18 protein-coding genes and 3 pseudogenes are annotated in these 22,368 nt (G+C 67.8%); 7 read left to right on the top strand and 14 right to left on the bottom strand.

All coding sequences use genetic code 11. The annotated features are described in order from the left end of the window. Positions 1-78: 78 nt before the first annotated feature. From CN538_RS10470 to ptsP, 5 genes and pseudogenes are all read right to left on the bottom strand, one after another. A pseudogene (locus tag CN538_RS10470) lies at positions 79-1,892 on the bottom strand (PTS fructose-like transporter subunit IIB). Then, positions 1,889-2,305: a PfkB family carbohydrate kinase gene (locus tag CN538_RS25205; RefSeq protein ID WP_340638094.1), complete on the bottom strand. Its 417-nt coding sequence runs from the start codon at positions 2,303-2,305 to the stop codon at positions 1,889-1,891. The pseudogene CN538_RS10470 and the gene CN538_RS25205 overlap by 4 nt, the downstream one beginning before the upstream one ends. Then, positions 2,286-2,552 (bottom strand): 1-phosphofructokinase family hexose kinase, encoded by a 267-nt coding sequence (locus tag CN538_RS25200; protein WP_340638093.1) that lies wholly within the window; start codon positions 2,550-2,552, stop codon positions 2,286-2,288. The genes CN538_RS25205 and CN538_RS25200 overlap by 20 nt, the downstream gene beginning before the upstream one ends. Then, a complete protein-coding gene (locus tag CN538_RS25195; protein WP_340638092.1) occupies positions 2,549-2,863 on the bottom strand; it encodes a PfkB family carbohydrate kinase in 315 nt (104 codons plus the stop codon). Before CN538_RS25195 ends, CN538_RS25200 begins: the two co-directional genes overlap by 4 nt. Further along, positions 2,863-5,751, bottom strand: coding sequence for a phosphoenolpyruvate--protein phosphotransferase (gene ptsP, locus CN538_RS10460; protein WP_106419382.1), 2,889 nt, complete (start codon positions 5,749-5,751; stop codon positions 2,863-2,865). The genes CN538_RS25195 and ptsP overlap by 1 nt, the downstream gene beginning before the upstream one ends. A gap of 330 nt (positions 5,752-6,081) precedes the next feature. On the opposite strand from ptsP, the gene cra reads away from it, so the two are divergent. Continuing rightward, on the top strand, positions 6,082-7,062 hold the full coding sequence (gene cra, locus CN538_RS10455) for a catabolite repressor/activator (RefSeq protein WP_106419381.1): 981 nt from the start codon (positions 6,082-6,084) through the stop codon (positions 7,060-7,062). A gap of 77 nt (positions 7,063-7,139) precedes the next feature. After that, positions 7,140-9,047, top strand: a complete 1,908-nt coding sequence (locus tag CN538_RS10450; protein WP_106420621.1) for an alkaline phosphatase D family protein — start codon at positions 7,140-7,142, stop codon at positions 9,045-9,047. Between the two features lie 115 nt (positions 9,048-9,162). On the opposite strand, the pseudogene CN538_RS10445 reads toward CN538_RS10450, so the two are convergent. The 9 genes and pseudogenes from CN538_RS10445 to CN538_RS20370 all read right to left on the bottom strand — a co-directional run bounded on the left by CN538_RS10445 (position 9,163) and on the right by CN538_RS20370 (position 18,490). Then, positions 9,163-10,745, bottom strand: a pseudogene (locus CN538_RS10445) (SulP family inorganic anion transporter). 49 nt (positions 10,746-10,794) lie between these two features. After that, positions 10,795-11,451 (bottom strand): carbonic anhydrase, encoded by a 657-nt coding sequence (locus CN538_RS10440; RefSeq protein WP_106419380.1) that lies wholly within the window; start codon positions 11,449-11,451, stop codon positions 10,795-10,797. A 603-nt stretch (positions 11,452-12,054) separates the two neighbouring features. After that, positions 12,055-12,402: an MOSC domain-containing protein gene (locus CN538_RS22760; RefSeq protein WP_242495780.1), complete on the bottom strand. Its 348-nt coding sequence runs from the start codon at positions 12,400-12,402 to the stop codon at positions 12,055-12,057. Further along, positions 12,380-12,844, bottom strand: a complete 465-nt coding sequence (locus CN538_RS22755) for an MOSC N-terminal beta barrel domain-containing protein (RefSeq protein ID WP_242494981.1) — start codon at positions 12,842-12,844, stop codon at positions 12,380-12,382. The genes CN538_RS22760 and CN538_RS22755 overlap by 23 nt, the downstream gene beginning before the upstream one ends. A gap of 47 nt (positions 12,845-12,891) precedes the next feature. Continuing rightward, the gene (locus CN538_RS10430; RefSeq protein WP_106419379.1) at positions 12,892-13,329 is read right to left on the bottom strand and encodes a DUF4385 family protein; all 438 of its coding nucleotides are present in this window, start codon (positions 13,327-13,329) and stop codon (positions 12,892-12,894) included. A 98-nt stretch (positions 13,330-13,427) separates the two neighbouring features. After that, positions 13,428-16,018: pseudogene (locus tag CN538_RS10425) on the bottom strand (TRAP transporter permease). A gap of 315 nt (positions 16,019-16,333) precedes the next feature. Then, the gene (locus CN538_RS10420) at positions 16,334-17,308 is read right to left on the bottom strand and encodes a TAXI family TRAP transporter solute-binding subunit (protein ID WP_106419378.1); all 975 of its coding nucleotides are present in this window, start codon (positions 17,306-17,308) and stop codon (positions 16,334-16,336) included. A 512-nt stretch (positions 17,309-17,820) separates the two neighbouring features. Continuing rightward, positions 17,821-18,342 carry a DUF192 domain-containing protein gene (locus tag CN538_RS10415; protein WP_164999573.1) on the bottom strand — a complete coding sequence of 174 codons (522 nt, stop codon included), beginning with the start codon at positions 18,340-18,342 and terminating at the stop codon, positions 17,821-17,823. Then, the gene (locus tag CN538_RS20370; protein ID WP_164999572.1) at positions 18,326-18,490 is read right to left on the bottom strand and encodes a hypothetical protein; all 165 of its coding nucleotides are present in this window, start codon (positions 18,488-18,490) and stop codon (positions 18,326-18,328) included. Before CN538_RS20370 ends, CN538_RS10415 begins: the two co-directional genes overlap by 17 nt. Positions 18,491-18,711: 221 nt before the next feature. Between CN538_RS20370 and CN538_RS10410 the strand changes: the two genes are divergently transcribed. The 5 genes from CN538_RS10410 (at position 18,712) to CN538_RS10390 (ending at position 22,326) form a co-directional block, all read left to right on the top strand. Then, positions 18,712-19,581 (top strand): DMT family transporter, encoded by an 870-nt coding sequence (locus tag CN538_RS10410; protein ID WP_106419376.1) that lies wholly within the window; start codon positions 18,712-18,714, stop codon positions 19,579-19,581. Positions 19,582-19,702: 121 nt separating this feature from the next. Beyond that, positions 19,703-20,167 (top strand): GNAT family N-acetyltransferase, encoded by a 465-nt coding sequence (locus CN538_RS10405; protein ID WP_106419375.1) that lies wholly within the window; start codon positions 19,703-19,705, stop codon positions 20,165-20,167. A gap of 31 nt (positions 20,168-20,198) precedes the next feature. After that, positions 20,199-20,681 carry a hypothetical protein gene (locus tag CN538_RS10400; RefSeq protein ID WP_106419374.1) on the top strand — a complete coding sequence of 161 codons (483 nt, stop codon included), beginning with the start codon at positions 20,199-20,201 and terminating at the stop codon, positions 20,679-20,681. A gap of 64 nt (positions 20,682-20,745) precedes the next feature. Next, positions 20,746-21,372: a hypothetical protein gene (locus tag CN538_RS10395; protein ID WP_164999571.1), complete on the top strand. Its 627-nt coding sequence runs from the start codon at positions 20,746-20,748 to the stop codon at positions 21,370-21,372. A 318-nt stretch (positions 21,373-21,690) separates the two neighbouring features. Continuing rightward, positions 21,691-22,326, top strand: coding sequence for a diguanylate cyclase (locus tag CN538_RS10390; protein ID WP_106419372.1), 636 nt, complete (start codon positions 21,691-21,693; stop codon positions 22,324-22,326). Positions 22,327-22,368 lie beyond the last annotated feature (42 nt).

Raw genomic sequence — 22,368 nt, 5'->3', positions numbered from 1 at the left:
TTCCTTCTGGATATCCCGCCCCCAACGCAAGACGCCGGCGCAGGGCGCCGGCGTCGATCGCGCGAACCGCGCTGGGCCTCAGCCGGCGCGCTGGCCGCTGCCGAGGGCACCAGTGCCCTCGTCGGCGACCGCCGGCAGCTCGCTCTCGCCGCGCTTGAGCAGCGCATAGCCGACCCGGTGACCAGCGACCCGGCAGCGATGGCGACCAGATAGAGCAGCGCCATGTTGACCGCGTTGGGATCAGCAGCAGCACGAACAGGCCGCCGTGGGCGCCATCAGCTTGATCCCGAACCACATCGATAGCGCCCCGGTGACCGCGCCCCCGATCATCGCCAGCGGAATCACCCGCAGCGGGTCCTTGGCGGCGAACGGGATCGCCCCCTCGGTGATGAAGCACAGCCCCAGCACGAAGGAGGCCTTGCCCGCTTCGCGCTCCGGCTGCGAGAACTTGCCCCGTGCCAGCAGGTAGCGATGCCCATGGCGATCGGCGGCACCATGCCGGCGGCCATGATCGCCGCCATCGGCATGTAGGTCTCGGTGGAGAGCAGGCCGACGCCGAAAGTGTAGGCCGCCTTGTTGACCGGGCCGCCCATGTCGAAGCACATCATCGCGCCCAGCAGCATGCCCAGCAGCACCGCATTGGTGGAGCCCATGTTGTTGAGGAACTGGGTCAGCCCGGCGAGGATCGCCGCCACCGGGGTACCCACCACGTAGATCATCACCAGGCCGGTGAACAGGCTGGCCAGCAGCGGGATGATCAGAATCGGCTTGAGCGACTCGACGCTCGCCGGCAGCTTGACGTAGCGGGTCACCGCCGAGGCCGAGTAGCCGGCCAGGAAGCCGGCGAGAATCCCGCCGATGAAACCGGCGCCCAGGGTCGAGGCCAGCATGCCGCCGATCATGCCCGGTGCGATGCCGGGGCGGTCGGCGATCGAGTAGGCGATATAGCCGGCCAGTACCGGCACCATCAGCTTGAATGCGGTGCCACCGCCGATCTGCATCAGCGCCGCGGCCAGAGTGCCCTCCTGCTCGAAGGCCTTGATCCCGAATACGAACGAGAGCGCGATACACAGACCGCCCGCCACCACCATCGGCAGCATGAACGACACCCCGGTCAGCAGGTGCTTGTAGAGACCGCGCTCCTTGGCGCTCTTGCGCGCGCCGCCGCCAGCCCCCGCGCTGCCGCTCTTGGGCGCGCCGCTCGACTCGACCTGGGCCTCGGCCAGCGCCGTTTCCAGAGTCTGCTTGGGCTGCTTGAGTGCGGCACCGGTGGAGGTGCGGTAGATCGGCTTGCCGGCGAAGCGGGTGTCGTCGACCTCGATATCGCAGGCCAGCACCACCACGTCGGCGGCGTCGATGTCATCGGCGGTCAGCGCGTTCTGCGCCCCCACAGAACCCTGGGTCTCGACGTGGATCGCGTGCCCCATTGCCTTGCCCGCCTGGGCCAGGGCCTCCGCCGCCATGAAGGTGTGCGCCACCCCGGTGGGACAAGCGGTCACCGCGACGATGCGCCGCTGACCGGCACTAGCGGCGGCCTTGGGCGATGCCACGGTCGTGGCGCCAGAGGCCGCGGTCGCCGCCTCGAAGGTCGCCGCCTCGCGCGCGGCGCGCTCGAGAAAGGCATCCGGATCGGGCAGCGCCTGGTGGATCGGCGCGCGGAACAACCGCTTGCCGTCGAAGCGCTGCGGTTCGGGCACGCTTTCGGCCGCGACCACCACCAGCTCGGCCGCCGCGATGGCCTCGGCGGAGACCGGGGTCACCGCCTCCAGCTCGCCGTGCATCTCCACCGACACCTGCCAGCCCAACCGCTTGGCGGCCTGTTCGAGCCGGCGCGCGCCGAGGAAGGTCGTCGCCATGCCGCTGGGGCAGGCGGTAATCAGAATCACGTTCATGCGCTCTCCCCCGCGTGCGTCGTCTCGTCGAGCCGCTGCACGCGCGTTTGTTGAAGTAGTTCGGAAAAGTCTGCGGCTCCGGGCCGGCCCACGCCGACGTGCCTTACCGCATCCGCCGCCAGCGCGGTGGCGAAACGCAGCACCTGCGCCGGTGGCTGGTCGGCGAGGATGCCGTGGAGCATGCCGGCGACCAGGGTGTCGCCGGCGCCCACGGTGTTGACCACGCTCACCCGGGGCGGCTCGGCCAGCCACTCGCCGCGTCGGCTGACCCAGATCAGGCCCTCGCCACCGAGCGACAGTAGCGCCTCCTCGACGCCTGCCCGATGCAGCCGCCGCGCCGCCTGGCGCTGCGCCTCGCGGGTCTCGAGCGGCGCGCCGGCCCAGGCTGCCAGCTCATGCTCGTTGGGTTTCACCGCGCTGGGCGGCACCGCCAGCGCCGCCGCCAGCGCCGGCCCTGGTGTCCACCCACACCGCCACGCCGGTAGCCTTGAGTGCGGCTACCAGTGTGGCGAAGTCATCCTCAGAGACCCCTGGCGGCAGACTACCGGTGAGCACCACCGCCCCCGGCGTCCGCTCGCGGCAGTGCGTTTCGAGGCGTTGGCGCAGCGCCGAAAGCGCCTCGCCCGACACGTTCAGCCCGGGGCCATTGATATCGGTCACGCGGCCGTCGTCTTCGGCGATCTTGGCGTTGATTCGCGTCTCACCCGGCAACCGCAGGCTAGTATCTTCGATCCCCGCCTGGGCGCAGGCGGCCACGAAGGGAGCGTCGTTGTCGCCCCCAAGAGCCCAGAGAGCGTCACCCGATGGCCCAGCGCCGCCAGCACGCGAGCCACGTTGAGCCCCTTGCCAGCGGCGGCCAGCTGGCTCGACTGGGTACGGTTGACCGCGCCCAGGGCCAGCGTCGGCAGCCCGATCGACAGATCCAGCGCCGGATTGAGGGTTACCACCAGAATCTCGCGCTCGTCTGCCATCACAGCGCCTCCAGGGCATCGCGTACGGCCTGGCTGGTGGCCTGGGCCAGCGCGGTGCGCGCATGGCGTTCGGCACTCTCCTGGGTGATGCCACGCAGGCGCGCCTTGACCATCGGCACCTGGCGCACCGAGACCGACAGCTCGTCGACCCCCAGCCCCACCAGTACTGGCACTGCGGCGGCATCCGAGCCCAGCTCGCCGCACACCCCGACCCACTTGCCTTCGGCATGGGCGGCATCGACCGTCATCTGGATCAACCGCAGCACCGCCGGGTGCAGGCCATCGGCCTGGGCCGAGAGAGTGGCGTGGCCGCGATCGATCGCCAGGGTGTACTGGGTCAGGTCGTTGGTGCCGATGGAGAAGAAGTCGACCTCCGCGGCCAGGCTCGGCGCCAGCAGTGCCGCCGAGGGGATCTCGATCATTACCCCGACCTGGACATCGCTGGCACCGATCTCCGCCTGCAGGCGGTCGACGATGACGCGTGCCTGGCGGTACTCGTCGACGTCCTTGACCATCGGGAACATGATCCGCAGCGGCCGCTCGCCGGCGGCAGTCAATAGCGCCCGCAGTTGGGTCTCGAGCACCTCGGGCCGGGTCAGCGCCAGGCGCAGCCCGCGCAGGCCGAGGAACGGGTTGTCCTCGGCCGGCACCGGCCAGTAGGGCAGCGGCTTGTCGCCGCCCACGTCGAGCGTCCGCGCTACCAGCGGGCGCCCGTCGAGGGCGTCGAAGGCGCGCCGGTACTCGCCGATCTGGGTCTCCAGATCGGGGGCTTCCGGATGCGCCATGAAGATGAACTCGGTGCGCAGCAACCCCACGCCCTCGGCGCCCTGCTCCACCGCGTCGGCGGCGTGGGCGGTATTGCCCAGGTTGGCGGCGACCTCGATCCGCTTGCCGTCGGCGGTGCGCCCCTCTTCGAAGCGCACCCCGTGGGCCTCGCGGCGCAGCTTTTCGAGCTCCTTGAGGCGCAGCTCGGCACGGTCGCGGCGTTCGGCTGAGGGGCGCACGATGACACGACCGAGATCACCGTCGAGGATCAGGTCGTCATCGTTGTTCAGAGTCAACGCCCGCTCGCCGGCGCCGACTACCGCGGGGATACCCAGCGCCCGCGCCAGGATCGCGCTGTGCGAGGTGGCACCGCCACGTGCGGTGAGCAGGCCACGCACTTGAGCGGTATCCAGCCGTGCCACGTCGGAGGGACCGATATCGTCGGTGACCAGGATGTAGGGGCGCTGCGGCGGCGTCGGCAGCTCCACCCCGCACAGCACGCCGAGCACCCGGCGACCGACATCACGCAGGTCGGCGGCGCGTTCGGCCAGCAGCCGATCAGCGAGAACCTCCTGGGCCCGGGCCGCAGTATCGATCGCCTGCCACCAGGCCGCCTCGGCGCTGAGGCCGTCGCGCATGCCCTCGAAGGCCGCCTCGTGCAGCTCCGGGTCGTCGAGCATCTCGGCGTGCATGGAGAGGATCTCGGCCACGTCACCGCCCTTGGCGGTGCCGATCAGCGCCTGCAGCTGGCGCCGCGCCTCGTCGAGCGCCGCCTGCAGACGCTCACGCTGACGCTCGGCCGGGCCCTGCTTGTCGGCGGCCAGATCGCGGGCGCGCTCGGGGTAATCGAAGTCCGGCGCACGCATCACATAGGCCGGGGCGATCGCCAGGCCCGGCGAGGCGGCGGTGGCCGGCAGCACGCCATCGTCCTCGAGCGGTTCGAGCGGCGCCTCGGCCTCACGCCGGGCAGCGCGGTTGGCGCCCGCCGCAGCCGCTTCGGAGAGCGGCCGTACCGCCTCGCCCAACCCGCTCTCTACCGCCGCGACCATCGCTGCCAGCGCCGCCTCGGCGCCCTCGCCTTCGGCGGAGAAGATCAGCGTCTGGCCGCGCCGCGCGCCTAGCCCGATCACCTTGGTCAGGCTCGCCGCCGAGACCGACTCGGCGCTGCCCTCGAGCAGGCGCACGCGCACCGCCAGCGTCTGCTCGCGCGCCGTCTGCACCAGCACCTTGGCCGGCCGCGCGTGCAGCCCATGGGCGTTGAGCAGAGTGACTCGGGCAGTCTGGGCGCTGCTCGACTCGCCGGAGAGGCGCATCAGCACGCCATCGGCGTCGGCATCCACCAGCGCCTCGCCCTGACCGCTGTCGAGCAGGTCGGCGAGGCGCGCCAGCAGGTCGCGATGGGCGTCGTCGAGAGCCGCCACGCAGAAGACCCCGTTGACCGGCCCGCGCGGGCCGCTGAAGGCGCGCTCCGGCGTCGCCAACGACAGCGCCGGCTGCTGCACGCCGCGGTCGGCGCTGACCAGCCACAGCCCCTGCCCCAGCGAGACCGGCTCCTGGGTATTGATCGCGGCGACGAAGCTGGCGTCGACACACTCCGCCTGGCGTAGCCGCGCCGCCGCCGCCAGCGCCAGCTCGAAGCGGTCACGCGCGGGAAAGTTGAGACACAGCGTATCGGCATCCAGGCGCGCCCTGGGCCGCGGGCGCGACAGCAGCGCGATCATCTCCTCGGCGCTGTCGGCGGCGGCCAGGCGTTCGGCGACACCCTCGGCGTCGAGCACGTGGGTGAGCTGGCGCAGCACGTCGAGGTGCTCGTCGCTGGAGGCGGCGATGGTCACCAGCAGATAGACGCGATTGCCGTCGTGCCACTCGACCCCTTGCGGGAACTGCAGCAGGCGCACCCCGGTATGGTGGATCTGGCTGCGGCTTTCCGGGGTGCCGTGGGGAATCGCGATGCCGCTGCCCAGATAGGTCGAGCCCTGGGACTCGCGGGCGTGCAGCGCATCGCGGTAGGCGGGCTCCACCAGCCCGGCGTGGTGAAGCGATGCCGCGGCCTGGTCGAGGGCGTCCTGCCAGCCGTCGGCGCGGCAGTCGAGAGCCGCGTCTTGCGGCGTGAGGGTAAGCATGTCGGTCTCTCCCGGAAGCGGTGTTGGCGACGCTCAGAGCCCACTCTACCCAGCCGCGGTCGGCGGCGTCACCGCTGTCGCTCTGGACGCGACGGCCGCTGCCGGCAAGCGCGGAGTCGACGCCGCGATACCGAGTCCGGCCGCAGTGTCGATAAGAATGAGCTGAATCGTGTCACCTAATGGCGTTATGCTCGTCGTTACGCGGGCATTTGACAAGCTAGACCTTCGCAGGACGACGTCGCCCGTGGCATCGACCGTACGCCCGGGGCTGGGCCGCCCCGGCGCGACGGGTTATGGTGCCAGGCGTTCGCACGCTCCGGAGACCGCTCGATGAAACTCGCCGATATCGCCCGCCTGGCGGGTGTGTCCCGCACCACCGCCAGCTATGTCCTCAACGGACAGGCGCGCGCACGGCGCATCAGCGAGGCCACGGTGGAGCGGGTGATGACGGTCGCCCGCGACCACGACTACCGCATCGACGCCCAGGCCGCGGCGCTGCGCGGCGGCGACAGCCGCACCCTGGGGCTGATCGTCCCCGATCTGGAGAACGGCAGCTACGCGCGCCTGGCCAAGCGCCTGGAACATGGCGCCCGCAGCCAGGGCTATCAGCTCTTGATCGTCGGCTCTGACGACGATCCCGAACGCGAGCGCACGCTGGCGCGCTCGCTGCGCGCCCAGCGCTGCGATGCGCTGATCGTCGCCAGCAGCCTGGCCCCGGACGACGACTTCTACGCCGAGCTGCTCACCAAAGGGCTACCGGTGATCGCCGTCGACCGCCCGCTCGACCCGCAACACTTCATCAGCATAGTGACCAACGGCCGCAGCGCCGGCGAAAGCTTGACCCGCTCGGTGCTCGACCCCGACGTGAACGAGATCGTGTGGTTCGACGCCGTGCCCCAGCTGTCGATCAGCAGCGAGCGCCGTCAGGGCTTCCTCGCGGCCTGCCGCAGCTTCGTCGGCGAGTACCGTTGTATCAGCGCGGCGCGCTACGATCGCGCCAGCGGCGCCGCGGCCATGCGCCAGTTGCTGCGCGAATCGCGTCTGCCCGATGCCATCGTCACCGCCTCCTATACCCTGCTGGACGGTCTGCTCGACGCCCTGCTCGAACGCGGCGCGCTGCCCACCGGCCTGCGTTTGGCGACCTTCGGTGACGACCGCCTGCTCGACTTTCTGCCGTGCCGGGTCAACTCGCTGCCCCAGGACCACGACCGCGTCGCCGCCCAGGCGCTGGCACGCGCGCTGCAGGCGGTGCGTGGCGACTACCGCCCCGGACTCGATGTGATCGAGCGCACGCTCAAGCGCCGGCGGTGACCGCGGCCGCCCGCCCGGGCTATGCTGGGGCCGCGGCGTCGACGCGCACGCCCTCCTCCTCCGAGCTGGAAGCGTTCATGCAAGAGCCCCTGCCCGATATCCTGGTCGGCCCGCTGCTGCGCCGCTGCGACCCGCAGCGCCTGGTGCTGTGGCTGGTGGCCACGCGCCCGCTCGCACTGCGGCTGACGCTGAGCGTCAACGGCGAGTCGCACACGCACGACCTGGCCAATGCCACCACCTGCCTGGCCATCGGCGACCACGCCTACTGCCATCTGATCGATCTGGCGCTGGCGACGCCGCTGCCGCAGGAGACGCACATCGCCTACGACCTGGCCTACCGCGATCGTCACGACGGCTGGTGCTCGCTGCGCGACTGGGGCCAGGCGCTCGCCTACCCCGGCGAGCCGCTGCCCACTCTGGTGCTGCGCGCGCGCCACGACGCCCTGCTCCACGGTTCGTGTCGCAAGCCCCACCACCCCGGCGCGGATGGCTTGGCCCGCGGCGACCGCTGGCTGAGCGAGCGCCACCAGGACGCCGCTGCCCGCCCGGCGGCGCTGATCTTGAGCGGTGACCAGATCTACGCCGACGACGTCGCCGGCCCCATGCTCGCCGCCATTCATGCGCTGATCGCCCGGCTGGGGCTGTACGACGAGTGCCTCGAAGGCACCGAGATCGCCACCGGGGAAGCGCTCTACGCCCGTGACGACACCTACTACCATCGCGATGAGCTGCTCCCCGCGGCAGCGTCGAACGCCGCGCTGCGCGACAAGTTCTTCGGCGGCAAGCGCAAGCCGATCTTCACCAGCGCCAGCGCCGAGAACCACCTGATCACCTTCGCCGAGGTGATGGCGATGTATCTACTGGTGTGGTCGCCGACACCCTGGCAGCTGATCACGCTCGAGATGCCCACCCTCGACGCCGCCGAGGGCGAGCGTTACCGCCGAGAGCAGCACCACATCGATGACTTCGTCGCCGCGCTGCCGCAGGTCGCGCGCCTGCTGGCGCACTTGCCGACACTGATGATCTTCGACGATCACGACATCACCGACGACTGGAACCTGACCGCGGCCTGGGAAGCGGCGGTCTACGGCCACCCCTTCTCGCGGCGGATCGTCGGCAACGCGCTGCTCGCCTATCTGCTGTGCCAGGGCTGGGGCAACGACCCCGACGGCCTGGCCGCGCCGCTGGCGGCGACCCGCGAGTGGCTCGCCCGGCGTGACGCCGACGGCCGCCTCGACTGCACCCGCCATAGCGAGCTGATCACGCAGCTTCTGCGCTTCACCGGCTGGGGCTACACCCTGGATACCCACCCGCGCCTGGTGGTGCTGGATACCCGCACTCGGCGCTGGCGCAGCGAGCGCAAGCGCCACCGCCCCTCGGGGCTGATGGACTGGGAGGCGCTGAGCGAGTTTCAGCAGGATCTGCTCGAACAGTCAGAAGTGATCATCGTCTCGCCGGCGCCGATCTTCGGCGTCAAGCTGATCGAAGGGGTACAGCGGCTGTTCACCGCGCTGGGCAAGCCGCTGATGGTGGATGCCGAGAACTGGATGGCACACCCGGGCTCTGCCCATACCATGCTCAACATCCTGCGCCACAGCCGCACACCGCAGCGCTACGTGATTCTCTCCGGCGACGTCCACTACTCCTTCGTCTACGCCATCACCCTGCGTCAGCGACGCCACAGCCCCCGGATGTGGCAGGTGACCAGCAGCGGCCTCAAGAACACCTTCCCCACCACCCTGCTCGACTGGTTCGACCGTCTCAACCGCTGGCTCTACGCCCCTTGGTCACCGCTCAACTGGCTGACCAAGCGCCGGCGCATGCTGATCGAACCCTATCGCCCGGCCCACGCCAGCCACGGCGAGCGGCTGTGGAACCGCGCCGGTATCGGCTATGTGCGGCTCGACGCCGAGGGCGCGCCGAGCGAGGTCATGCAACTGGGCGCCGATGACGTCGATACCCATTTCGATCGTATCGCCGACTGAAACGCCGTGCTCAACGGCGGCGACCCTTCATAACGCGACCGCCGCCGGCTGACGGGCCGGCGGCGGTGGAGGTGGAGGTAAAGGTGAGGATGCGTCGAGTGGCGACTGCCGCGACTCAGGCCGGACGCAGCAGCGCGGCGTCGCCGTCGACATCGCCATAGGTGCCGCTGGTGCCCTCGACGTCGCGCAGCTCGACCACGATGCCCCGGCTCGGCGCGCTGTCGATGAAGCGCGCGATATCCTCACGGATATCCGGGTCGACATAGTTGGCCCCGGTGGCATCGACGATCAGCTCGCCGCCATCGGGTACCGCGTCCAGATACTGGCGCATCTCCTCGCGATTGAGAAACGACACATCCTGCTGGAACTTGAGCAGCACGTGATCGCCACGGCGGGTGTGGGCGATCGCCGAGCGGTAGCCGGACTGCAGCAGGAAGTAGAGGCTACACACCAGCCCCACCAGCACGCCCATCAGCAGATCGGTGGCGAGGATCGTCACCACCGTCACAGTGAACGGCACGAAGCGGCGCATGCCCTCGCGGTAATGGGCAATGAACAGCGACGGCTTGGCCAGCTTGTAGCCGGTGTGCAGCAGGATCGCGGCCAGGGTCGCCAGCGGAATCAGCTCCAGCCACATGGCCAGGAACGCCACGCTCACTAGCAGCAGCCCGCCGTGGATGATGCTCGCCATCCGCGTGCGCCCGCCGGCATTGGCGTTGGCCGAGCTGCGCACGATCACCGCGGTGACCGGCAGCGCGCCGAGCAGCCCGCAGACCATGTTGCCGATGCCCTGGGCCTTAAGCTCGCGATGCGGCGGCGAGTGACGCTTGAGCGGATCGAGCTTGTCGACCGCTTCCAGGCTGAGCAGCGTCTCCAGACTGGCAATGATGGCGATGGTGATGGCTACGGTGTAGACCGCCGGGTTGGCCAGCGCACCCAGGGTCGGGCGGGTCATCTCGGCGAGCAGGTCAGCCGGACCGCTGAGCCCGCCGAGCTGCACGTGGTGCGCCGTATCCAGCGCCAGCGCCGGCATCGCCGTGCCCACCAGCCGCTCGATCAGGATACTGCCGAGCACCGCCAGTAGCGGCCCGGGCACCAGGCTCAGTAGCCGCCGGTGCTTGATCAGCGGCTGCTCCCACAGCACCAGCACGGCGAGACTGAACAGCGCGATCCCCACCGCCAGCGGCGCGACGCCGCTGAACAGCGCCACCGGATCGGTGATCGCCGGCATGTCGTCCAGCGGATGACCCAGCGCCATGGGGAACTGTCCGAGCACCAGGATCAGGCCGATCCCCGCCAGCATGCCCTTGATCACCGCGGTCGGCACGAAGGCGCCGATCCGCCCGAGTCGGAAGATCCCCATCGCCAGTTGCAGTACGCCGGCCAGGATCACCGCAGTGAGGAAAGCGGAGAAGCTGCCCAGTGTCTCGATCGCGTCGAGCACGATCACCGTGAGCCCGGCGGCGGGCCCACTGACCGACAGCGCCGAGCCGCTGAACAGCGTCACCACCAGCCCGCCGACCATGCCCGCCACCAGCCCGGCCAGGGCGGCGCGCCGGAGGCCAGCGCAATCCCCAAACAGAGCGGAATCGCCACCAGGAAGACCACGATGCCGGCGGGCAGATCGCGGGCCAGGTGGCGCAGGGAAAGTGTCTCGGCACGCTCCACGTGAGCGTCGCTAGAAGTCTGAGTCGTCATTGTCTTGTCCTTGACCTGAAAAATCCGTCGGTGTCGCGGGGCGCCCGCTTCAGCTCGCCGCGCGACGCCAGCCGCGGGTCTCGGGAAGAGCGTCGGCATCCGTCGGGGCGCGGCTCACCACGTCGTCGAGCTGACCGCTGGCGAGGTCGTAGACCCAGCCGTGCAGGGTCGGGGCACGCCGTGCCGCCCAGCTCTCGCGTACCAGCGATAGCCCGGCCAGGCGTTCGACCTGGGCGATGACATTGAGCTCGACCACGTGGTCTACCTTGTCGCCGAGCTGCGTGAAGTGGCTCAGCTCGCTGGCGTGAGCCGCCACCAGTTGCCTGAGCTGGGCGACATGGGAGTCGACCCGGGGCAGCGCCGCGAGCGCCTCGTCGCCGCTGATCGCAGCCTGGATGCCGCCGCACCCCCGATGACCACAGACAATGACGTGCTCGACCTCGAGGGCCTTGAGCGCATACTCGAGCACGCTCATCACGTTGGCGTCGTCTTCATCGACCAGGTTGGCGATATTGCGATGAATGAACAGCTCACCGGGATTGGCGTTGCAGATCTGCTCGGCGGGGACTCGGCTGTCGCAGCAACCGATCCATAGCGCACCCGGCGCCTGGCCCTGATGCAAACGGGAGAATAGTTCCGGATCGGCGGCGCGCATGCCGGCAGCCCAGGCGCGGTTCTCGAGTAGCAGACGATCGGTGAATTGCATGGAAACTCCTCGGCAGCGTTGGGATCGCCAGTCGTGATCACACTGCGCTCGAATAGCGACAGGGGAATGGCGATGACAGGAGCCGTGCGCATCCAGGGATCATGGCGGCGTCGGCTTCGCCTAAAGTCGTAACGGGAGAGCCAGGTCGGCGGCAACCATTAACCGCTTTGCACGCTGAAAATTTTGTAAGCCGAGGTGAAGGATTGTGCGCCTGGCGCCATTGATGACGCCGGCTTATAGACAGGAATGACACGCCCGATGGGCCGCAAAAAGGCGAGTAGCGCGTTAAATTCGAAACTATTCGGGTCGAAATGGTGATGAAGATGAATCCCGCATGAACCGGGTGCTCATACGGGAATCAGCCAGCGAGGAACGTTTAAAATTTAATAAAAACTAATGTAACAGAAGCCACGACTACCTGTCGCCGAGATGAACACTCAATTCGTCTTCCCACGTCACCTTCTGGCCAAGGCCAACATGAACGTGAACACCGCTCATCCATTCATCATGCGTTCATGAAAGTGGCGATTTTTACGGGTAACGACGTGAAACTCCGTGTTGTTTCTGAAGGAGTGAGCGTGTTATCTGCGAAGAAACGCCAGGCTATTCGAGCACCACCAGCGCATCGTTCACACCCACGTTGCCGGCATTCTCGGCCACCAGATTCTGTCCGAAATAGACCTTTCCACGCGCTCCGCGACGGTAGACGGCCAGCGCCTTGAGCGGCTCACGGTCGGCGCGTTTCTCACCGCGTGCCGGGTCCACCGTGACCATGGCGCAGCGCGAGCAGGGCGCATCGACGCGGAACGTCACATCACCGATACGCACACGCTGCCAGCCATCCTCGGCATAGGGCTCGGTGCCCGTCACCACCAGATTGGGGCGGAACTGGGCCATGACATGGGTGCCGTCGGTGCGCCGGTTGAGATCATCGAGAGAGGCCTCGGAAATCAGCAGCAGGATAGCCGTCGGCGAAGCTCACACGCACCCCGATGGACTCACGGTAGCGCGGCGAGCGCTCACCCAGCCATAACAGCCGCGCCGGCTCACCGGCGACCTCGCTGAACCAGGCGTCGAGCGAAGCGTGGGTGGCCAGTGCGGAGAACTCATCCCCCCACACCTGAGTCGTCACCGCCTCGCCGCTGAACTCCTCGCGGGAGACGTCGAGCGGCGGCAGGCTGTCGTGGGTCAGGGTCAGACGCTCGCCGTCGAAGCTCGGGCGCACCCGCTGCAGCTGCGGATGCGAGCGTGCGGTGAGAAAGGTGCCATCCGGCTTGATCGCCATGAAGCGACGATCGAGCACCAGCCCCTCCTCCTCGACGCGGGCCTGGGTAAGTGACTCACCGGCGGCGGACTTGATCGGATAGCGGTGGATCGCGGAGAGCGTGGGCATGGTTGGGCTCCTGGCAGGGGATCAGCTCATCAAGAGGTCAAGATGCATCAGCGGCGGCGCTGCTGATGTGCGCGCTTGGCGCGCTTGTAGGTGGTGTCGTCGCGCACCGCATCAAGTGCGCGCTGGTAGTGTTCGGCGATCCGTGCCTTCTCGGCATCGGCATCACGCGGTTCGATCGGTCTACCGCGTTGGTCACGTTTGCGTCCGCCCGGATAGCGGGCATAGCGACGCGCCCGGGTATAGCCCATCTGCAGGTACTTGCGCGCCATATCCATGCCGACGAAATCGTCGGCGTCGCGGTAGTCACGAAAACGCGCCGAGAGCGCCGTCACCGCCTCGCGGGCATCGGCCTCGTTGCGGATCGCCCACAGCGGCAGCAGCTCGTCCTTGTAGGGCTGGACGTGGAACACGCCGCGCTCGCCACGTCCGATACGGTAGGCCTCGGGGTGGCGGCGGTAATCGATGCGGCTGTCGGGAAACGCCATCTTCGCTCTCCTTCAAAACAGGACGACCGCCTCTGGCGAGGCGGCCGTCTGCATCACATCGAACTGCATACTGCACAGATACCGGGGTTGGCGCAGCGTCAGGCGAGTGCCTCGCGCGACTTCCCGGCGCCGCGACGACGGCGCTGCAGCAGCACGATCAGCGCGAACAGCAGCAGCCCGGGTATCCACATCAGCTCCTTGGGCAGTTGATCGCGCGGAATCCGCACCGACACGATCTGCTGATCGAAGTCGAAGCCGAGTTTATCCGCCTGACTGCCGAAGTCGGTGGTGTCGACCAGTACCTTGCCATCTTCCTGCATCAGGTGCAGTCCCAGGCTATCGAGGCGTTCGCTGCCGCTACTCCCCTCGGTCGCCGGTACCTGGACCACGAAGCTGGTCGGCGCACCGTAGGCATCCAGCCCTTCGACGCGCACCATCAGATGGTCGCGCGGACCGATCTCGCCCAGCGCCTGCTCGAACTGGGCCGGCGGCACCTCGCGATAAGGCGCATCGACCATGTCCATCCAGAAACCGGGGCGAAACAGGGTGAAGGCGACCAGCAACAACAATGCGCTCTCGTACCAGCGGCTCTTGACCAACATGAAGCCTTGGGTCGCGGCGGCGAAGATCAGCATCGCCGCCGTGGCCACGACAAAGATCACAATACCGTGCCACAGGTCGACGTTGATCAGCAGCAGGTCGGTGTTGAAGATGAACAGAACGGCAGCGCTGCGGTACGCAGGCTGTAGTAGAACGCCTGGAAGCCGGTGCGGATAGGGTCAGCACCGGAGATCGCCGCTGCCGCGAACGACGCTAGCCCCACCGGTGGGGTGACATCGGCCATGATGCCGAAGTAGAACACGAACAGATGCACCGCGATCAGCGGCACGATCAGCCCGTTCTGCTCACCCAGCTGCACGATCACCGGCGCCAGCAGCGCCGACACGACAATGTAGTTGGCGGTGGTCGGCAGCCCCATGCCGAGGATCAGACTGAGCACCGCGGTGAGCAGCAGCATCAGCAGCAGATTGCCCATCGACAGCGTCTCGACCAGATCCGCCAGCACCAGGCCGACCCCGGTCTGCGCCACCGCACCGACGATGATACCAGCGGTGGCAGTGGCGATGCCGATCCCGATCATGTTGCGCGCGCCGTCGATCAGTCCTTCCCACAGGTCGCACCCACCGCGCTTGAGATCACCGGCGAAGTCGCTACGCCCGCGGAACAGGGCATCGAGCGGGCGCTGGGTGAGAATGATGAAGATCATGAAGGCGGTAGCCCAGAACGCCGACAGACCCGGCGACAGACGCTCCACCATCAGACACCACACCAGCACGATCACCGGCAGCAGATAGTGCAGCCCCACCATCACGGTGGGTTTGGTGCGCGGCAGTTGGGTGATCTCCTGATTGGGGTCGTCCACTTCGAGCTCGGGGTAATGGGAGCCAAGCTTGAGCAGCAGCACGTAGATCGCGATGACCCCGGCCCCGATCACCCAAGAGGCAGACTCACCCAGGACCGGCTTGAGCCAGCCGATCCCGTAGTAGACCGCCGCCGCCAGCAGCATTACGCCCACCAGGCCGGTCAGGAAACCGAGGATCTTATTGAGCCAAGGGCGCTGCGGGTTGCCGCTCGGCAGGCCCTGCATGCCCGCCTTGAGCGCCTCCAGGTGGACGATGTAGAGCAGCGCGATATAGGAGATGACCGCCGGCACGAAGGCGTGCTTGATCACCTCGATGTAGGGAATGCCGACATACTCGACCATCAGGAAGGCCGCAGCGCCCATGACCGGCGGCATGATCTGGCCGTTGACCGAAGAAGAGACTTCCACCGCACCGGCCTTGGTGGCACTGAAGCCAACCCGCTTCATCATCGGAATGGTGAAGGTTCCAGTGGTCACGGTGTTAGCGATGGAGGAGCCGGAGATCAGCCCGGTGAGCCCCGAGGAGACCACCGCGGCCTTGGCCGGGCCGCCGCGATAGTGGCCCAGCAGCGAGAACGCGACCTTGATGAAGTAGTTGCCAGCGCCGGCCTTGTCGAGCAGCGCGCCGAACAGCACGAACAGGAACACGAAACTGGTCGAGACGCCCAGGGCGATACCGAACACGCCTTGGGTGGTCAGCCACTGATGGTTGACCAGCCCCGAGAAGCTCACCCCGCGATGGGCCAGAATGCCCGGCATGTAGGGCCCGGCCAGCGAGTAGATCAGAAAGATCAGCGCGATGATCGTCAGCGGCGGCCCCAGCGAACGGCGGCACGCCTCGAGCAGCAGCACGATGCCGATCACCCCGACAATCACATCCTGCAGGATCGGCGCGCCGGGACGCTGCGCGAGCTGATCATAGAAGAAGTAGAGGTAGGAGGCACAGAACGCCCCTACCAGGGCCATCGCCCAGTCGGGCAACGGCATGCGCTCGCGCGGTGAACGCTTGAAGGCCGGGTAGGCCATGAAGGCGAGGAATATGGCGAACGCCAGATGGATCGAGCGCGCTTCGGTGGCGCTGAACACGCCGAAGCCGAACACGAACGGCAGCGGCGAGGCGATCCACAGCTGGAACAGCGACCAGGCTGCAGCAACGCCCAGGAGCAATCGGTTGGGAAGGCCGGTCAGCTTGCGGCCACCGGTATCGGTAGCGGCCAGCTCTTCCAGCTTGGCCTGATCGGGGCCGGAGGTCTTGGTATCGGTCATGGTGAGATCCTGACAGGGAAACACGCAGGCGCCGAGGAAGTGGCCCGCTCACGGCAGGGAAGAAGCATCTGCTTGCGACAACGCTTCGCGGTCGGGGCCGGATGTCAGTATCCGACCCCTTCCAGGGCGCGGCGGCTGACGCCTCGGCGAGACGCCAGCCCACGCGTGCTTAGGAAAACGCTGAACACATCGGCGAGCGGGATGAAGCGCAAGGCGCCCGGAGCACAAGAACCGCAGCATATGGGGTATATGTGAGGATTCTGAGCACCGCGCAACGCAGCGATTCACCCGCGCAGGCATTTGTGCAGTGTTTCCTCAGAGCCAGCCCTGCTCTTGGTAGTAGCGCTTGGCGCCATCATGCAGCGGAGCGGAGAGCCCTTCGCTGATCATGTCCTTCGGCTCGAGGTTGGCAAACGCCGGGTGCAGGCGCTTGAAGCGGTCGAAGTTGTCGAACACCGCCTTGACGGTCTGGTAGACGACTTCATCCGGCACCTCGGCAGAGGTCACGAAGGTCGCGCGCACGCCGAAGGTCTGGACGTCGTCCGGGTTGCCTTCGTACATCCCGCCGGGGATGGTGGACATGCTGTAGTAGGGGTACTTGTCGACCAGCCCCTTGACCGCGTCATCGTCCAGCGGCACCAGGTTGGAGGCCACGGTGGTGGTCGCTTCCTGGATCGCGCCGTTGGGGTGACCGACCACGTAGGCCATGGCATCGATGTTGTTGTCGGCCAGCGCCGAGGCCATCTCGGCGGCACCCAGCTCGGAAGCCAGCGAGAACACGCTGGTGTCCCAGCCTTCGGCGTTCATCAGCACTTCCATGGTGGCGCGCTGGCCGGAGCCCGGGTTGCCGATGTTGACGCGCTTGCCCTTGAGATCCTGGATCGAGTGGATGTCGGCATCCTTGCGCGCCAGGATGGTCAGCGGCTCACCGTGCAGCGAGAACACCGAGCGCAGATCCTTCATCGGCGTGTCGAACTGACCGTCACCGTTGTAGGCGTTGTACTGCACATCGGACTGGGCGACGCCCATGTTCAGCTCGCCGGACTTGATGCCGTTGATGTTGGCCACCGAGCCGCCGGTAGACGGCGCGTTGCAGCGGATGCCGCTCTCTTCGGCGCTGCGGTTGACCATTCGACAGACGGACTGGCCGACCACGTAGTAGACGCCGGTCTGGCCGCCGGTACCGATGGTGATGTACTGCGTGTCCTGCGCCATGGCAGGGGCGGACAGCGTGGCCGCACCCATCAGGGCAGAGGAGAATAAGGCTGCAGTCAAAGCGTGGCGTTTCATGCGCATACCTCGAGTTTCCCGTTTATTGTGTGAGACCGATCTGGCGGCCCCGAACGTCGAGTGGTGGCGTGGCCCGGACTTGTGCTGATTCTATCCCGGTTCGTCATGCCTGCCGCGCCCTCCCTGAATGGAGCGCGGCGGGCGCGCCATGTCCCCCGGACACCTTGCGTGACGCATGGCGCGCGCCATGCCGGGCGTCCTGGAGCGCGTGCCGCGGCCGTAGTGGCCCCCGGCGCGATGTCCGGTTCAAACGGCACTCCCTACGTAGCCTACTGCCTACGTAGCCGACTCCCTACGTAACATAGCTTATCCCGACGGCGAGCCATCTTATAGAGAGTTTCGTGCTGGCAAAACCCGCGCCTTGTCGCTTCTGCATCAGAGTCCGCGCATGGCGCAGCGGAGACATACCGCCAGATACCCCGGAAGAAGAGGATTTATCCGCCGCTGGCCGCGTCAGGCGCGGCGAACCGGACGCGACCGCTATGGGGCATGCGCGACCGGCATGGGCTCGTTCAAGGCGCCGCGAGCCATGGGGCGAGATCGACCCGGTCACCCACGCCGAGCCCGCGCTGCGCGAAGTAGCCGGCGTTGGTCTCCAGCGCGGCACGAAATGCCACCCCGGCCGGGTAGGCCGGGCAGCGGCTGGGCATCTCGGCGCGACACGGCGGCATCGTCTTGAGTGCGCGGATGGTGCCATCCGCACCGAGAAAGGCGATATCCAGCGGAATCCGTGTGCGGTACATCCAGTAGGCACTGCTGCCGGGCTGCTCGGCGGGGTAGAGGAACAGCATGCCGGCGTCCTCGGGCAGAGCGTCACGCGCCATCAGCCCCCGCGCCCGCTGCTCGGCGGTGGTGGCTACTTCGATCCGCAGCGTGTAGTCTCCGCTCGCCCCGCTCAGGCCCAACCGGCCTGCCTCCGCGGCCCCCGCCAGTAACGCCCATACCAGCAGCGCCAGCGCCGTCCCCCAGCGCAGCGTCGCTGCCGGCAACTGACGCCAAGCTCGCCGCCGGGCGGCCTCACCCGAGCTCAACATCGTCATCCTCACGGGCACGCGGCGATGCCTGGGCGCTGGTGACTTGGCGCTGGACGGACTCACTGCCACTCAGGCGATGGTCAATCCAGGAGAGCATGGCCAGCTGCGTCACCAGCAGGCAGAGACAGATCGCGATTCCCTTCAACATCTTCGTATCCTCGGTGGTCGACGACGGCGCGTGCCGCGCTCAAGATACCGCGTCGGCCGGGCTTGCCATAGCCCCTCTTCATGGCCCCCACCCCCGGGCCTGGCATGGCCCCCACCCCCAGGCTTGGCATGGCCACTTGACGACCACGCCCGCGGCGTTGAAAGTCTGGGCCTACGAGCCCACTAGGGGCCTAGCCCAGCCATATCAAAGGAACTCAGCGCGTGCCCCTCAAGGATTTGTCGATCGGCCTGGGCGTGATTGCCATCTGGGCACTCAATATCATCGTGATCAAGCTCGGCGTCGCAGAGATGCCGCCGCTGCTGGTGATGGTGCTGCGCTTCATGCTGGTCGCGGCGCTGGTGGTGCCGTTCACGCGTATCACCCGCGACCAGTTGCGCTGGGTGCTGCTGCTCTCGGTCACCTTCGGCGGGCTCCACTTTCCGCTACTGTTCGTCGGTCTCGAACACGCCGAGGCAGGCACCGGGGCGCTGCTGGTACAGATGGGCACGCCCTTCGCCACTCTGCTGGCGGCGCTTTTCCTCAAGGAGAAACTGGGACCACGCCGGCTCGCCGGCCTGGTGCTAGCGTTCGGTGGCGTGGTGGTCCTCGCCGGTGGCCCCTCGTTGCCGCCGCCACTCTCCACTGCACTGCTGCTGGCGAGCGCGCTGGCCTGGGCGGTCTCGACGCTGATCATCAAACTGGCGCCGCCGATCCCGCCGCTGACCCTGACCGGCTGGATCGCACTGTTCGCCACGCCGCTGGTGGCGCTCGGCAGTGCGCTGTTCGAATCCGATCAGTGGCACGCCATCCAGCACGCCGGCTGGGCCGGCTGGGGCGCCGTGGTGTATACCGCGGTGATGTCCTCGATTGCGGCCTACGGACTCTGGTATCGCCTGCTGCAGAAACACCCGGTCAACCGGGTAGTGCCGCTGACGCTGCTGATGCCCGTCTTCGCGGTGGCGCTGGGGGTGTGGCTGCTGGACGATCCGCTGGGCGTGCACAAGGTGGTCGGCGGGCTGCTGGTGATCGCGGGCCTCGCTGTGATCAACCTGCCCCTGCGGCGCCTGGGGCTCGCCCGCCGGACGACGTGAGCTCAGTCAACGCAGGCCTCGCCCGGCGCCGCGGTTGCGCGACAGACGTTCTGCAATAGCCCCCACAGACAGACTCACGGGGATCCGCGTTACCTGCCCTTTCCCTTACCGAGGAGCCCACATGCCCCCAACCGCCGCCGCCAGCGTGACGATCGCCGCCATGAGCCTGGACGATCACCCGGACTTCGTCGCCATGATGCAGCGCACGCCGGGCGTGGTGCTGCGCCAGGCCGATGGCCGCGAGGCCACCGCGCGCTATCTGGCGCGCAACCCGGGCATGAGTTTCGTCGCCCGCTGGCGCGGCCGATCGGGTATCGTCGGCTGTGCCATGGCGGGGCATGATGGCCGCCGCGGCTATCTGCAGCACGTCATGGTCGAGCCCGAGTGCCGCGGGCTCGGCCTGGGGCGCCAACTGACCGAGCACTGTCTGCAGGCGCTGCTGGCTGCCGGCATCGAGAAAGTGCACCTGGATACGCTGGCCGACAACACGGCCGCCCACCGCTTCTGGACACACCTGGGCTGGTCCAACCGTAACGCCGAGATCGTCAGATTCTCGCGACTGCTGGTCGACGATCCCAACGCCTGACGACGCCTGCGACGGCCAGGGCCACCCGACCATGACGACACTCTCCGTCAGCCCGACCTACCGCTTGCGCCGCGCATGCCGCATCGGCCCGAGCCAGGCGCTGCACTGGCTGCTGCTGGTGCTGGCGGTCTGCATGGCCCTGCAGGCATTCGCCGACACGCCCGGTAGCGCCTCCGACGCGCCGCCTTATCCGCGCGACATGCCGTTGCTGCGGCTGAGCGACACCGACGGCAAGCCACTCGCCGAACTGACCCTCGACGACCTCGAAGCGCTGCCTGGGCGAGCGGTGGTCGGGCCGATTCCAGACAGCGGACTGGGCGCGTCCCACTGGTATGGTGTCTCCCTGCTGACGCTGCTGGTGAGTCGTCGTCTGCGCTACCGGAGAGTCTGCACGCCTACGCCCTCAACGACTACGATGCGATCATTCCCGCCAGCGACATTACCCGCTACGATCCGATCGTCGCCTACCGGCGCGATGGCCACTACCTGCCGGTGGACGCCTACGGCCCGCTGATCGTGATGTACCCCTACGATAGCCACCCCGAGCTGTATACCCGTACCTACTACAACCGCACCGTATGGCAACTCGACGAACTGCAGCTGCGCTGAAGGAGGCGGTACCGGACCGTGGCCGCCACTGGCACGCGCTGGCGCTGATGCTGCTGGCCGGCATCATGATGGGGGTGGCGCTGGCGGGGCTGCACACGGTGGCCGACCGAGGCCAGGAGTTCGCCTCCCCCGGGCGCTACAACGAGGTGTGGCAGAGCTACAATCTCAGCCGGCAGGTGATGAGTCTGGCCGCGACCGCCGACGCCGTGGCGAGTGGCGCCGAGCCTCCCGAACGGCTCAAGCTGCGCCTGGGGGTGATGCGCACAGCCCTGCTGCCACTGTTGAGAACGCACATTTTCGCCGAGCAGGAGAGCGAGCGTCCCCAGATCCAGGCCACCCTGACCCGCCTGGACCTGGCAAGCCAGCGCTGGAATCGCGAACTGAGCTGGCAGGAGACTGCGGCCGCACGCGAGCTGGCCACTGACATCGCCGCGACCCTCGCCAGCGAAGGCCAGCACTGCATTCGCTGGTCGTCGCTGCCAATCTCGCCGTCGCCACGCAGACAGACCGTCAGCGCCAGGCGTTGCAGCGCACCTTCCACTGGCTCTCGCTGGCACTGCTGCTGCTCGCCGCCGGCTGTGCGCTGCTGGCGCTGAAGATCATTCTGGACCAGCGGCGAGCGCGCCGTCTGGCCAACGACCTGCACCAGCTCAATCTGTCGCTGGAGCGTCGCATTCAGGAACGGACCCAGGCTCTGCGCGACCGCGAGGCGCTCTTGCAGTCCATCCTCGACTCCTCGCCCAGCGATGTCACCCTGATCGGCGCCGATCAGCGGCAGGTGTTCTATGTCAGTGACAGTCTGCTCATCCAGAGCGGCGCCGAACACGCCAGTCGCTTCAACCTGGCGGCGCTGTTCGTGGATCCCGCCGAGCACGCGCGCTTCGTCGCGCGGCTCGAGCGCGGCGAGCTGATCTATCAGATGGAGGCCAGACTGTGCCCCGGGGCACCCTACTGGGCGCTGCTCAACGCGCGCCAACTGCGGGTGGGCGAACAGCCGGCGTGGCTGGTGTGGTGTTTCGACTCACCCAGCGCCGGCGCCAGAGGAGCGCCTGACCCGTCGCGCCGATACCGACGATCTGACCGGACTGAGCAATCGCCGTGCACTGCTGCGCACGACCGTGAAACAGTTGCGCCGGCGCCGCAACATGCCGCTGAGCGTGCTGTTGATCGATATCGACTACTTCAAGCGGGTCAACGATCTGCATGGCCACGATGTCGGCGACGAGGCGTTGCGTGCCGTCGCCAACCAACTGCGCAGCGCGGTGCGCGATCCCAGCCTGGTCGGACGGGTAGGCGGCGAGGAGTTCGCGGTGGTGCTACCGGAGACGCCACTCGCCGAGGCGGTGGCGGTCGCCGAGCGCCTCTGCCGGCGGGTGGCCACGACCCCGCTGGTGCTGGCATCGGGGCCACAGCTGGCGCTCACGCTCAGCGTCGGTGCGGCCGAGCGCTATCCGCGGGAGCCACTCAAGCAGTTGATGCGCCGGGCCGATCGTCATCTTTATCGGGCCAAGCACAGCGGCCGCGATCGCGTGGTGCAGAGCGAGGAGTGAGACGCAAGCGCCGGTTTCGGTCTAAACTTTCTTTGCGCCGCG

It is taken from the genome of Salinicola tamaricis (assembly GCF_003006155.1).
In the GTDB taxonomy this organism is placed as follows: Bacteria; Pseudomonadota; Gammaproteobacteria; order Pseudomonadales; family Halomonadaceae; genus Salinicola; species Salinicola tamaricis.
The sequence above is the reverse complement of the archived record's forward strand: the minus strand, read 5'-3'. Positions and strand labels throughout refer to the sequence as shown.